The sequence below is a fragment of the Dyadobacter chenwenxiniae genome (assembly GCF_022869785.1).
Taxonomy (GTDB): domain Bacteria; phylum Bacteroidota; class Bacteroidia; order Cytophagales; family Spirosomataceae; genus Dyadobacter; species Dyadobacter chenwenxiniae.
The window spans coordinates 3466477-3479338 of sequence record NZ_CP094997.1 but is presented as its reverse complement, the minus strand read 5'-3'; the positions used below and the strand labels follow the sequence as shown (position 1 = coordinate 3479338).

Below are 12862 nucleotides of genomic sequence, written 5' to 3'. Positions count from 1 at the left end.
GACATTTCAATTTAAGAGAATGCCGGGGATGGAAGTTACCCGTTTAATTCAAAATATCTTGTCAGCTCGATAACATTGCTGACACCCAGCTTATCAAAAATCTTGGCTTTATAACTGCTCACCGAGGAGGATGAAAGGTGAATGTGCTCGCTTATTGCTTTGGTAGACAGTCCTTTGGATAACAATTTGGCCACTTCCAGCTCTTTGTCGGTCAGCTTGTCGGCAATGGAATCCTGACTGCCTTTGTTAAAAAGTTGTTCGAAAACCTGCTCCATAACGGATGGGCTTGCATAGATTTTTCCACTGATCACGGTGTCAACGGCATGTTTGAACTCCTCGTTCAGGGCTGTTTTGGAGATATACCCGTTGGCGCCAGCTTTCAGGAAGGGCAATGCGTAAAGTTGTTCATCATAACTGGAACAAACCAGGATCGGGACCTTTGGCTGTTTCATCCGAACCGAATTGATCATCCCCACTTTGTCACCGCCGGGGAGGTTAATGTCCATAATCAGCAGGTTGTATTGCTGCTTTTCCAGCAATGCCAGGGCTTTGTTGAAATCTCCCGTTGTCGTGACCACGGCCGTGGGCATATGTTCCATCAACAAATACTGAATTCCCATTAAAATCAGGGGATGGTCCTCGGCCACGATAATCTGGATGCTCATTGGGGAACGTCAGTAAATGGTAAACACCGGCATTAGCTGAACAATATTATAAAAAATCAGCCATAGAATTAATTCGGTAGGCTATTTAATTTTTTTAATCCCTAATTAACATTTTTTACTGATCATTTCAATAAATTCTTGTATCGCTAGGCGCTATACGCAGTAGTTTTGCATTATGAAAATTGCGCTAATAGACCAGCATCCGGTCCTTCGTTCAGGGATGCGCATCTTTCTCACAGATCACTTTCAAAATCTCACAATGCTTCAAACGGCGTGTTTGGAAACGTTCAGTCCAAGCGCTGACGATCCTTCATTTGATGTCATTATCATTGGCATGACAGAGGAAGCGGATGGAGTTGATAATGTTGCTTTAAAACGTATTATGCAGGAAAATCCGAATTCTTCATTCGTTGTCTACGCAGGAAAGTTGCAACAAGACCTGGCCACTTCCCTGATCAACGAGGGCGTAAGCGGTTACATTTTAAAGAACAACCATCCCAACGAACTCGTAAAATGTATACAGACAGTGATCAAGGGCGACAAATATGTCTGTGAAGAAGTTAAAATCCAGTGAGCGTATATATAATACAGTTATGAATAAAGACGAGCGGATTCTGGGCCTCATTTTGGTTCTGCTTTTGGCAGCCGGCACTTATTTTTTAAATCAGACAAAGCATGTCCATCAACTGGCAGTCAGGAACAAACGTTCGAATCCGGTGCGGCTTTATATTCCCAGGGAAATTAAAACGGATCTCTACACACCCCATGAAGGCCCCGCGCCACTTACCGGCTGGGACATGAGCGGGATCGGTAGAAAAGGATGGAGTGCGACCATCAAAACATCAAAATCCACGAAACGCCGCAAGCAGCGCGTTTCTGCTGACAGCACGCAGGCCCGGAACAATGGAAAAAGACTCGACAGCCTGACTTCCGCAAATCGGGATTCTGCCGCTTCCAAATAATTTTTCGCTTTAAAGCATTCTTTTTGCAGGGTTTAATTTGGTTAAGAAAATGAATTCGTTTTGTTTTATGAAAACCAAATAAAACGACACTCAACGATGAGACAAATCCTGTTTTTAATCCTTTCATTATTTTTATTCTGCTGTAAATCGGCAAAAATCACCGACAAAAGTTTCAGCAAAGAAGACATCATTGTTGAGCAGGTAAAACCAAATGTTTACAGGCACATTACGTTTTTTCAAAGTGAAACTTTCGGAAAAGTGGCCTGCAACGGGATGGTTGTTTTTGACAAAGGGGAAGCCATTATTTTCGATACGCCGGTCAACGATTCTACTTCGTCACAACTCATCAACTGGGTGCAGGACAGCCTTGATTGCAAGGTTATTGCTATTATCGCGACGCATTTTCACGAAGATTGCGTTGGCGGTTTGAAGGAATTTCAACGCCGGGGAATTCCTTCCTATGCTGAAAACAGGACCATTGCTTCCACCAAATTGAAGAATTTCCCGACACCCGAAAAAGGTTTTGATAATAAGCTTGCGCTGAAAGCAGGCAATAAAGATGTGGTAACCGAGTATTTTGGAGAAGGACACACCAAAGATAATGTTGTAGGATACTTTCCAAGTGAAAAAGTAATGTTCGGCGGATGCCTGATTAAGGAAATCGGTGCCGGAAAAGGAAATCTGGAAGATGCTAACGAAAGCGCCTGGTCGGCTACGGTAACCAAGTTGAAACAAACGTATCCGGACGTGCAGGTCGTAATCCCCGGTCATGGAAAACCGGGAGATACAGCTTTGCTGGACTACACGATCAAACTGTTTGAAAAAAAATAATTAATCAGATTTCAACGATTTTACCGGATTTAATGTGGCTGACCTGATTGCCTGGTAACTCACTGTCAGCACTGTTAAGCCCAGGGCAACAAGCCCTGAAATCGTAAATATCCACCATGACAATGTGGTGTGATACTGATATTTTGCCAGCCAGCCGGACAGAAAATAGTAGGTTAGGGGCGTGGCAATAAGCAATGAGGCCGTGATGAGGTAAACAAATTCCTTCGATATCATTAGCCAAATGTTCATGACCGTCGCGCCAAGGACTTTTCGGATCCCGATTTCCTTGGTGCGGCGCTCCGCCGTGAATGCCGCGAGACCAAAAAGACCCAGACAAGAAATGAGGATTGCCAGTATGGCGAAGAATGTGACCAGGTTCGCAACCCTTTGTTCGGCAGCGAATTTTAAGTCATATTCTTGTTCCGCAAACTTGAAATCGAAAATCGCGTCGGGCAGATGTTTTTTGAAAACAGACTGGATTTTTTCCATCGCCATCGTCGTTTCGACGCCCGGTTTTATTTTCAAATAAAGAAAATTAGGCGCATAGGTCATGAAATAAATGGTTTGCTTCACCTGCTCGAAGGGCGACTGCATCACCATATCGTCGATCACGCCCACAATGTGATACACGTCGTCATTGAATGTAGCATCTTTCCAGCGAATTGTTTTGCCAACCGGATCTTTCAAATCCATGTATTTTACGGCTGATTCATTCAGTATCACTGCCATGGAGTCGGAAGCAGTGTCTTTGGAAAAGTCGCGCCCTTCTTTCACATGCCAGCCTACCGTCGTCCCATAACTGTGAGATGCCGCTATAACGGCGAAACTTTCTTGTAAATCCGCAGGTTTTCCGGCCCAGAAAAATCCACTGGCATTAGAGAGTACATCTGTCATGGGGCCGGAAGACTGTGCGACGTCCGAGAGATAACCACTTTCCAAAAGGTCGTTTTTCAAAGCTTCAAGCTGGCCGCTACCCCTCGGCATCTGCACATTAATCAGGCCATTCCTTTCGTAGCCCACGCTTCTGTTTTGTCCGAACTGGATCTGACGGAAAACAACGATTGTGCCAATAATTAAGGAAACCGAAACCGTAAACTGTATTACGACCAGAATTTTCCTGGGTAAGGAGGTAATGTTGCCAAAATGAACATTTCCCGACCTCAGGATCCTGGCCGGTTTGAATGAAGACAAATAAAATGCCGGATAACTTCCTGAAATGAGCGAGACAGCACTGCAAAAAGCAACGATCAGCAGCCAGACGATTGGCTTGGTCAGTAATCCGCTGCCTCTCACAAATTGCAGACTTTTATCGGAAACAGCATTGAAATAAGGAAGAGCCGCTTCTACCAGAACAAAGGAAACAAATAATGCAATGGTGACCGTTATAAGTGATTCAAACAAAAACTGGAAAACCAGCTGGGAACGCAAGGAACCAACCGCTTTGCGAACACCGACTTCACGCGCCCTTTTTTCGGACCGTGCCGTGCTCAGATTCATGAAATTAATGCAGGCCAATAACAAAATGGCAAGGCCAACAACGCTGAATATAGATACATAAGTGATCTGACCGCCGGTATTGAATCCGTTTTCCCAGTTACCAAAAAGGTGCCAGCGCTCCATTGGATGCAGTACTAAACTGGGTTTGAGGCTGGCTTCGATCTTGTTGTCCTTCACGCGGTTCATCATGAGTCCGCTGATTCGTTCGGATATGGAGTTGATGTTGGTTTTGGGTGCTGCTTTGACGAGAATTTCAAATGTTTTGATGCCCCAGTTATCCTTTGCTTCACCCATCCACCGCCGTCCTTTGGCAGCGACAAATAGTTTCCACGGCGCAATGAAGTCGAGATTTTTATATTCCGAATTATTCGGGAAGTCCTGATATACGCCTGCCACTTCTGCTCTCAACTCATTATCAATCAGGATGATCTTGCCAAGAGCGCTGTCGTTTCCAAATATAGCGGCTGCCGCGGATTCCGATATGATCACGGATGCGGGATTTTCCAAAGCTTCCCTGTTGCCTTTCAGCATTTTAGGCGACAAAATGTGCACGCCGTCCGGCTCCATAAAACGGCCTTTACGCCGAAACTTGCTTTCGTTCGACAATATATCATAATCATCGCTGCTCCAGGAAACGGCCACCCGTTCCAAATCCTGGCCATAACTGTTCCGGAGCTCGGCAGCGAGTGGAAAAGGCATATGGGGCGAAGTAATAATTTTGCCATTCTGCGTTGAGTTCCACATTACCCGCGCAATGCGATCACTGTTTTCAATGTTTTTGTTATAATTCCATTCATCCCAAACCCACATTGAAATGAGTAACGCAACAGCCATTCCTAGGGCCAGGCCTGCAATGTTGATGAAGGAATATGCCTTGTTCCTGGCAAGTCCCCTGAAAGCGATCTTCGCGTAGTTTCGTGTCATATCAAAAGCAGTGTTAACCCCACAAACTAAGCTGAGCTTGTGGTCGTTCGATTTCGAGTAAAAGCGTTTTGTTCATTAATCCACCGCCAAAGCCGACTAATTTTCCTGTGGCGCCGATTACCCTGTGGCAAGGTGCAACAATGCAGATGGGATTTTTGTTGGCTGCGCCTCCCACCGCGCGAACCGCCTGGGGACTGCCGATCTGTTTGGCGATATCGCCGTAAGTCCTGGTTTCGCCGAAAGGAATGGTGAGTAAAGCCTCCCAGACTTTTTTCTGAAATACTGTTCCGTCAAAATCAAGCGGCAGGGAGAATGTTTGTCTTTTCTTTGCAAAATATTCATTGAGCTGTTGCTCCGTTTCGAGTAGGATAGGGTGGTTATTGTCTTCAATACCAGGCCTTTCGAACCCTTCCCGGTCCCAGATTAACGATGACAACCCGCTGTCACTGGCTACAAGCAGTAATTCCCCGACCGGCGACTTGATGATTTTGTGATAAGCGCTATTCAACGTCAGACCCATTCATAGTTAATGATGGTCTAATGTCGAAAATTTTGTCTGAAATTTTGAATAAAATATATTATTGTTTCAAGAAGCATTCCAAATCGGCTGTTTGGTCAAAGGGAGGGCTCACTTTGCTCCGTACTGCCTTCCTAAATACTGCCTGTGATATTGCCTCAACTTCTGATCCAGCTGGTAGCCTGTCCGGTAACGCTCCCCGATGCGGTAACCTCTGGTGTAGTTGTATTCCCACGGAAATTCGCTTGATGTTCTAAACCTTACGTGTTTGCCGTTGAGCAGTTTACCCGGGAATAGGGGGATTGCGAAATTAAATCCAATGGTGGAGCCATTACTGGTGGTCATGGCGTAAAAGCCGATTTCTACATTGGAAAATTGTCTAAGCATATCAAGCCGCACACCCGTGTCGCCTGCAAGATAGCGGCCCGCCGACACTTTAAACGTAATGTCGGGATTGGAAAGCAGGTAAGCTGCATCGAGTATGAGCAACAATTTTTCCATATTTCCGTAATAAACACCTTTGTCGGGATAATAATAGTCACCTGTCAAACCTGCTTCCACACCGAATGACCACGGTTGCTGTAAATTGGCACGGCGATATTGAATGTTGACGCCATATTGATCATTCTGAAAAAAGCCGGCCGATGCACTGATGTGGTTGTGGTTTTTTGAATAAAATTGATTTAAAAAAACAGGTGAAGGGCGAATCTTTTTTGGGCGGCTATCCAGGTCATTGACGATCGGGAAAAGAATTCCGAAATCCAGCGACATTCCCGGAAGCAGCAATATCTGGCTCTGGATCGCAATGCTGGTGTTGCTCTGGACAGGTTTATCAAAATTTCCAAAAATGGCGTTGAAATAAGGCTGTACCCAAAAGTCCAGACTGTAACCATTGCGGTGCAGTGGAAATTTGGTTCTCATTTTGTGCCTCTCCCTGAATTCCTGGCTTACCTCGCTCATTTCCAGTTTGTCCGAAAGCTTGTACTGGGCTATCGGGATTCCCTGGAACAATGGCACAAAACGCATGTCCGCCGAATCTGCGTACAGCTGTTTCAGCTGGTAAAGGGCGGGGAAAGGGTTCCGGTTAAGTCTTTGTTCATAGGAAATGACGCCTGTGCTGTCCAATGTTACATTTTCGAAATTGCCGCGCAATTTGCGGTAACCAGTGCCTATGATGATTTTCTGCGGGTCCGCAGGTGTTTGACCATTATCCCCGTTTTGTTTTTTACCAAGGGAAAGCATTCGCCTGGATTGCTTTAAAAGCGAGAAATTATACGCGCTTCCAAATGTGATTTGCTCACCATTCAGAACGGCCGCCTGTAACACCCAATTTTTGAATGCTTTCACATAAACACCTGCATTAATGTTCTGTGAATCGTATTCAAGCATTAACCCGAATTTTGATTTGTATGTAAATGAAACGCCGCCGAACGGGCCTTCCAGATAACGTTTGTGATAGGCGTAATCTTCTTTTTTCTCGAAAGCCATGTTGGCAAAAAGCCCGTAGTTATCAAGTGTGCTGCCTTTTCTGTAAATGTGATAGGGGCTTCCATAACCGGCCGTCACTTCGGCTTCCCACTGTTTGGCTACATGAATATGCTTGGTTGCAACGAGCGCATGGGTCAGCAGCGTGGGGCTGATGCTGGTAGGCGTGGAGGTGATGAATGCAACGGAAGGCCGGTTTTTGCTTTCCTTCATTAAAAGATATCGAAAGTCGAGTTGCCGGTCGCCCAATCCAAGTTTTACCGGATTGGCTGCGGTCGAAAAAAGCTGTAACACATTGATATTAATGTCAAACCTGGGCAGCACCGTAAGGTTCATGGATAAAACCCTGCCCGGATTTTGATTGTCTGAATTGAACCCATACTTGCCAGGAAAAAAATGAAGCCCGATTTCCATATTGCCGTCGGGGACGTAACGGGCAGTAGGCGTATAAATAAGTCCGGGTTTGCCTGAAATGTTTGACTGGGCCGCAACTTTACCATAAATAACAAGCATTAGGGTTGATAAAATACCAACCCTAATCAATAGACTACGAAAACAATGCTTAATTTCCTCCACCTTGATTGTGACAGCTTTCAACGAGTTTAGCTTTTGTTTTTTCTGCTGACGCAAGGGCAGTCTGGTATGCGTTTTCAATTAAAAGTTTGTTTGCATCGTGCGCATTTGAGGCGCTTGTGTTACCCGCCGTGCCTTTCGCTACGCATGCCTGAAGATCGGCTTTGGCAAGGTCGTTCAGCGATGTCAGGTAAGCGATGAGCTGCAATCCGACAATGCCTTTGAGCGGCATGTAATCGTCGCCCAGCAAATCTTTATTTGCATCCAGTGCCGCGTTGAGCTGATCAGCCAGCGTCTCTGCTTGTTTAATGATCGCCGCATATTTTGCCGGTTCGCCAGCCGTGCAGGCAGCTTGCGCATCACCGATCAGCTTAACTTCAGCGTCATATTTGTCTTTTGCCGATGCAAGCAATTTTCCGCGGGAAGCATCCAGTTTGGTTTTAGATTTTTCAAATTCAGCTTCTGCGGCAATGAGGCACGCATCGTTAGCCAGGGTGCCTTCAAATTTGCTAGCCGGACCACCTTCAACTGCTCCCGTGCGCAACCCTTTAATCTCTTTTCCAGCAACGGTCGGCAATGTCACTTTCGGGAAGTAAGCGGCCATCTCGGGGCTTTTGCTTGCGCGTGCGAGGATCGCCGTAAGGTTTGCGGGAAGCTTTCCGGTTGTTCCGGCCGCATCAAGGACTTCCTTCTTCACCGATATCAGCGCGGTGATCTCCGCTGCGGTAAAAAACGACGCGAACTTACCCGCGGCTGCCTTCACATTAGCAGGTTCAGCACCAGCGGCGCCCATTCCGGCAATCTCGGTTCCGAGTGTGGTAACGGCAGGTGAAAGCGTAATAGCAGCTTCCGTAGAGGCGACAGGGGCAGGGTCGGTCAGTTTCACCGGTTCCACATCGATTTTACTGAGTTCTTCAACCAGTCCCTGATCCGGTGTGAGCGGTTCAGCGTCTTTGTTCTTACATCTGTACATGACCAGCGTTAGCACCAGCATACATACCATCAGGGTAAAAGTTCTTTTAATCATCGTTTTTGTTTAAATAGTTGAATTGTGTTTGAATGTCTGGTTGTTATCGCCCACGTCCCATCAGCATTACCTGTATGGTTTGGACAATCAACCTGACGTCGGTAACCATGCTGTATTTTTTCAGGTAATTCAAATCGTGGCGGAGCCTTTCGAGGTTTTCATCGATATTAGAGGCATAACCCACCTTGATCTGACCGATTGAGGTGATGCCGGGCTTGACCGTTAGCAAAGTCATAAACTCCTGAGGCACTTCCTGCATGAGCATTTCCACATCATACCTGAAAAGCGGTCTCGGCCCTACTATGGACATATCGCCTTTGAAAACATTCAGGAACTGGGGCAGCTCGTCGAGGCGGCTGCGCCGCAGCAGTCTGCCAAGCGGAGTAATGCGCGGGTCGTGGTCACCCTGGGAATGTTTCAGGCCAAACTTGTCTGCATCCTGATACATTGTCCTGAATTTGATCACCTTGAAAATCTTTCCCCAGCGCCCGGAACGTTCCTGCAGGAAAAATATAGGCCCCGGTGAAGAAACAGCCACCAGTCCCATCAGCAACACAAATATCGGCGCGCCGAATATCATAACGATCGCCGAGAATATCAGGTCAAATGTGCGCTTGATGGTTTCATCCTGCAAGCCTGAAAATGGCTTTGTATTAAGCTGAATAACAGGGTATTGATCGTGGTATTCAATGGTCGCCAGGTTATTCATGAAACCCCCGAAATCGGGAACGAGGCGTACCTGGGATTTTTGATGCTGTGCAAAACGGATCACGCCTTTTACCAGCATCTCATTCATGTCCGAGAGGCAGCAATAAATGAAGTCCGGCTGTGTTTTTTGAAGGAAACGTTCCAAAACGGCGACTTCATCTTTATCTTCCCCAACCTCATAATTACCACATTTCTTATAGCCCAATTCTTTCCTGTCATTGTAAAATCCTTCTATCAAACCGGCCACCTCTCCTTTGCCGATGACGGCGTAGGTCCTCATGTTGTATCCGGCCCGCCTGCAAAAAAGGATAAACGACCAGATAAGTGCCCTGGCAACCAAAGCACACGAAACGAAAATGGCATACGTCAACAAAAACTGTGTCCGGGAAACTTCGCCTCCTTGCTGGCTGAAATACAGGAAACCCAGAATAAAAGAAACGTGAATAATGCAGGCTTTCAAGAGAATTATTGCCTGACGGTATGGTATATACGATATCCGGTTAAACTGATAAGTTCTGAAAACATAGGTCGTAAGGATCCACAGTAAATTCCCGATCAATAATAAATTAGCATACAAATGGTCGGGAACGCGGATCTCGAATCGAATGTAATACGCGGCTGCAAAAGAAACGTTGAACATCAGCAGGTCCGTCCATAAATGTATTTTTGGCAATAGTCCTGTGTAGCGATTTTTCATAAAATCGTTGTCAAAATAGTTATTAAACTGACGTGTCTTTTATAGAATTAAATTGGTTTAGTACAAATTTGCAAATCGCTTTTCATAGTGCCGGAATGGCAATACGGGACAAGGACATATGTAGAGATTGTCATAGGTCAGGAATTTTGGAAGGTTCGATTAAATGTCAAAAATTGATCGGGTGGGGGCGCCCGGTAAATCAACTGTTAGGCCAAATATACTTTTTAAATAATTAACTATCAAGTATATAAAACTATTTTCTAATAATTCAGATTTATTGGTCTGATCTTCACAAAGTCCGAGCAGATTTCAGGCGGTCGCCAGCAAGTTGGTCTCGAAATTTCCTATAATCGTATTTTTAGTCAGGTATTTCTGGGCATATTCCCGCGCATTGGTTCTTAGAATATTCAAATCTTCATGCAGCGCCATTTCGATTCCCTGAGCGAGCGCCGCCACATTTTCAGGTTCGATCAGGATGCCCATTCTGTGATTCGTGATCACCTCGTGCAATGTGGTGCCCGGCACAGCCGAAACGATCACACACCCCGCAGCCGCGAGAATTCCCGTTAATTTGGAGGGCATTACCAGATCAGAGGCAGATTTCTTTTGCAGAACCAGGTGAATATCAGCCATTGCGAGCAGCGCCGAAAGGTTTTCGTAAGGCTGCAGAGGATAAAACTTGACATTGCTCAGTCCCAGTTCTTTCGCGCTCCTGATGAGTTTATCCCTGCCGCCGCCCGACCCGCAAATCACAAAATGCAGATTAGACTGGTCCTTGTACAGTTTGGCAACTTCAATGATGATTTCAAGTCCTTGTTTTTCGCCGAGGTTGCCTGAGTACAAAACGACCTTATCATCGTTATTGATCCCAAATTCCTTCCGCAAAGAAAGCTCGCGGCTCAAGGGGCAAATGAGTCCTGAGTCCACCCAGTTGGGAAACAGGATTACTTTGGAAGTGTCGATCCCTTTGGCCTGAATTTTACGTTGCATGCCTTCGCTGATGGTCGAAACCTGCCCTCCCCATTCAAAAATGGCTTTTTCCAGCGCGAACATGAGTTTAAGGAAATGTCTGTTTTTGATCATACCCAGGTCTTTCGCTACATCCACCTGCAAATCCTGTATGTGGTTGATAAACCGGACCCCTCGAATTTTGGCATATAAAAGCGGCAGGATACCAATGTGAAATGGCGGGCTGATACAAAGTACAACATCGAATTTCTTTTGAAAAAGCGTCATAAACCACCAGGGCAGAATCCCCAGCAGGAATGAAAATTCGTGCAATATCCTTTTGGTAGATGTCACATTCTTGGGTACATACAAGGGGCAACGGAAAACCTTTACACCATCCAGCACTTCTCTCGTCCACCATTTTCCTTTGTGTGCAGGATGGACCTCCCAATCGGGATAATAGGGATGGGCCGTGATGACATTCACATCATGTTCGTGAGAGGCCAGCCAGGCGGCGAGCTCCCCGGTGTATTTTCCTATGCCTGTCAGTTCAGGCGCGTAATTGATGCCATAGATCAAAATACGCTTTTTCTCATCAGCGTTCATTGGCTTTTTCAATGTATGGTCTGGTTAGAAGAGTTTGAATAAAGCAGTACGTGTTCTGCCGAGCTTTTTTCAGGCGAGCACTTTGCCCATTTTACCCGCCGCTTTTTCCACCGAAAAGTCTCCCAAAAATGCCTTCCTGGCTTTGGATGACATTTGGGCCCTTTCCGTTTTCGAAAGCGACAACCAATTGACAAGTAACTTCCTGACACCGTCGGAGGTGTCTTTTTCCACGAGACCTCCGCCGTTATGCTCAATTTCACGCCAAATATTAACCTGATCGGAAATCAGGACTGGCCGGCTGCATGCCATGGCTTCCACGACGGCAATGCCGAAATTTTCCTGGTGGCTCGGCAGTAAAAAAGCTTCGCAGCCATAGAACGCGCCCCATTTGGCAGGGCCGGAAAGCATACCGGGGAAGTAAATTTCCTTGTCGTACAGTGCTTGCTTTTTAATGGCCATACCGAAAGGAGTATCCATTCCGGGGCCGGCGATGACCAGCGGGGGGAGGTCATAACCTTCGGATTTTAATGCTAAATAGGCGTCAACTAATAAATTCACTCCTTTTTTTTCGTCGATTCTGCCCAAAAAGAGTAAGTAATCGCGGGTGTCAATGTTGCAGGCTTTGTTAAAAGCTTTCTGCATTTCCAGGGTGTATGGTGGCGGCCGATGCACGCCGAGTCCGACAACCATTTCAGATTTTGGAAAGTACGGACTGAACGTCTGCCGGGCGAGTTTTCTCTCTGTTTCGCAGGTGAAAAAAATTCCATCTGCCAAGTGGATGATCCGGTGTTCGATAAATTTCCAGATCAGCCAGTTTCTGAGGCTTTTAATCTCTCTGCCTTTTGCCTGTTGAAACCACGGGTCCAGCATGCCGTGAGGCATTACATAAACCTTTGGTCGCAGACCATTTAATGTGTTAATCGCTTGATAAACAGCGTATGTGTGATATTGCCATAACCCGTGAACAATCACCACGTCATAATGTGCCAGGTTTTTGTCCAGCCAGCTTCGCAATCCCGGGCTGAATTGCCATGCACTTTTTCCACGGCCTGTAAAATGAATCGGGAATGGATCGTCTGTTTCATGGTTGCCCATTTCAGAGCCAACGCTCACAACTTCACTATAAATCCCCTGGTCGGTGAGTCCTCCGATCATGGTCCTGATAGCCTGGCTTATGCCTCCGGCCTTCGGATCCATTCCGGATACAACATGGATAATTTTCATTTTGGCAAAGCGGTTCCATAGCAGCTGATCGGGGATATCAGTGCATACAATGTTAACGTATACCCGCGAGCGTTTATAGCTCCGGGAAAAATTTAAGATGCGTTTCCACAACAGGTTTAGTGACCTGTCAGGAAATTAACAATCAGGATCAGACTTTGTAAATGGGATAAAAAAAACTTAATATTCCTTGAAGGCCTG

11 protein-coding genes are annotated in these 12862 nt (G+C 46.0%); 3 read left to right on the top strand and 8 right to left on the bottom strand.

Features of this window, described 5'->3' with window-relative positions:
• Positions 1-35: 35 nt before the first annotated feature.
• Positions 36-665: a response regulator transcription factor gene (locus tag MUK70_RS14830; protein WP_234653318.1), complete on the bottom strand. Its 630-nt coding sequence runs from the start codon at positions 663-665 to the stop codon at positions 36-38.
• Between the two features lie 175 nt (positions 666-840).
• On the opposite strand from MUK70_RS14830, the gene MUK70_RS14825 reads away from it, so the two are divergent.
• From MUK70_RS14825 to bla, 3 genes are all read left to right on the top strand, one after another.
• Positions 841-1239: a response regulator gene (locus MUK70_RS14825; RefSeq protein WP_234653317.1), complete on the top strand. Its 399-nt coding sequence runs from the start codon at positions 841-843 to the stop codon at positions 1237-1239.
• Positions 1240-1258: 19 nt separating this feature from the next.
• Positions 1259-1627 carry a hypothetical protein gene (locus MUK70_RS14820; RefSeq protein WP_234653315.1) on the top strand — a complete coding sequence of 123 codons (369 nt, stop codon included), beginning with the start codon at positions 1259-1261 and terminating at the stop codon, positions 1625-1627.
• 96 nt (positions 1628-1723) lie between these two features.
• Positions 1724-2458 carry a subclass B1 metallo-beta-lactamase gene (gene bla, locus MUK70_RS14815; protein WP_234653313.1) on the top strand — a complete coding sequence of 245 codons (735 nt, stop codon included), beginning with the start codon at positions 1724-1726 and terminating at the stop codon, positions 2456-2458.
• Here bla and MUK70_RS14810 read toward each other — a convergent pair whose 3' ends face one another.
• The 7 genes from MUK70_RS14810 to MUK70_RS14780 all read right to left on the bottom strand — a co-directional run bounded on the left by MUK70_RS14810 (position 2459) and on the right by MUK70_RS14780 (position 12664).
• Positions 2459-4879 (bottom strand): ABC transporter permease, encoded by a 2421-nt coding sequence (locus MUK70_RS14810; RefSeq protein WP_234653311.1) that lies wholly within the window; start codon positions 4877-4879, stop codon positions 2459-2461.
• A 13-nt stretch (positions 4880-4892) separates the two neighbouring features.
• Positions 4893-5399 (bottom strand): methylated-DNA--[protein]-cysteine S-methyltransferase, encoded by a 507-nt coding sequence (locus MUK70_RS14805; protein ID WP_234653310.1) that lies wholly within the window; start codon positions 5397-5399, stop codon positions 4893-4895.
• A gap of 108 nt (positions 5400-5507) precedes the next feature.
• Entirely contained in the window at positions 5508-7394 is a 1887-nt protein-coding gene (locus MUK70_RS14800; protein WP_234653308.1) for a YjbH domain-containing protein, read from the bottom strand.
• Positions 7395-7443: 49 nt separating this feature from the next.
• Complete coding sequence (locus MUK70_RS14795; RefSeq protein ID WP_234653306.1) at positions 7444-8481, bottom strand: hypothetical protein; 1038 nt, start codon at positions 8479-8481, stop codon at positions 7444-7446.
• 43 nt (positions 8482-8524) lie between these two features.
• Positions 8525-9886: an exopolysaccharide biosynthesis polyprenyl glycosylphosphotransferase gene (locus MUK70_RS14790; protein WP_234606517.1), complete on the bottom strand. Its 1362-nt coding sequence runs from the start codon at positions 9884-9886 to the stop codon at positions 8525-8527.
• 309 nt (positions 9887-10195) lie between these two features.
• Positions 10196-11452: a WcaI family glycosyltransferase gene (locus tag MUK70_RS14785; protein WP_234606518.1), complete on the bottom strand. Its 1257-nt coding sequence runs from the start codon at positions 11450-11452 to the stop codon at positions 10196-10198.
• Positions 11453-11509: 57 nt separating this feature from the next.
• Entirely contained in the window at positions 11510-12664 is a 1155-nt protein-coding gene (locus MUK70_RS14780; protein WP_234653304.1) for a glycosyltransferase, read from the bottom strand.
• Between the last annotated feature and the right edge of the window lie 198 nt (positions 12665-12862).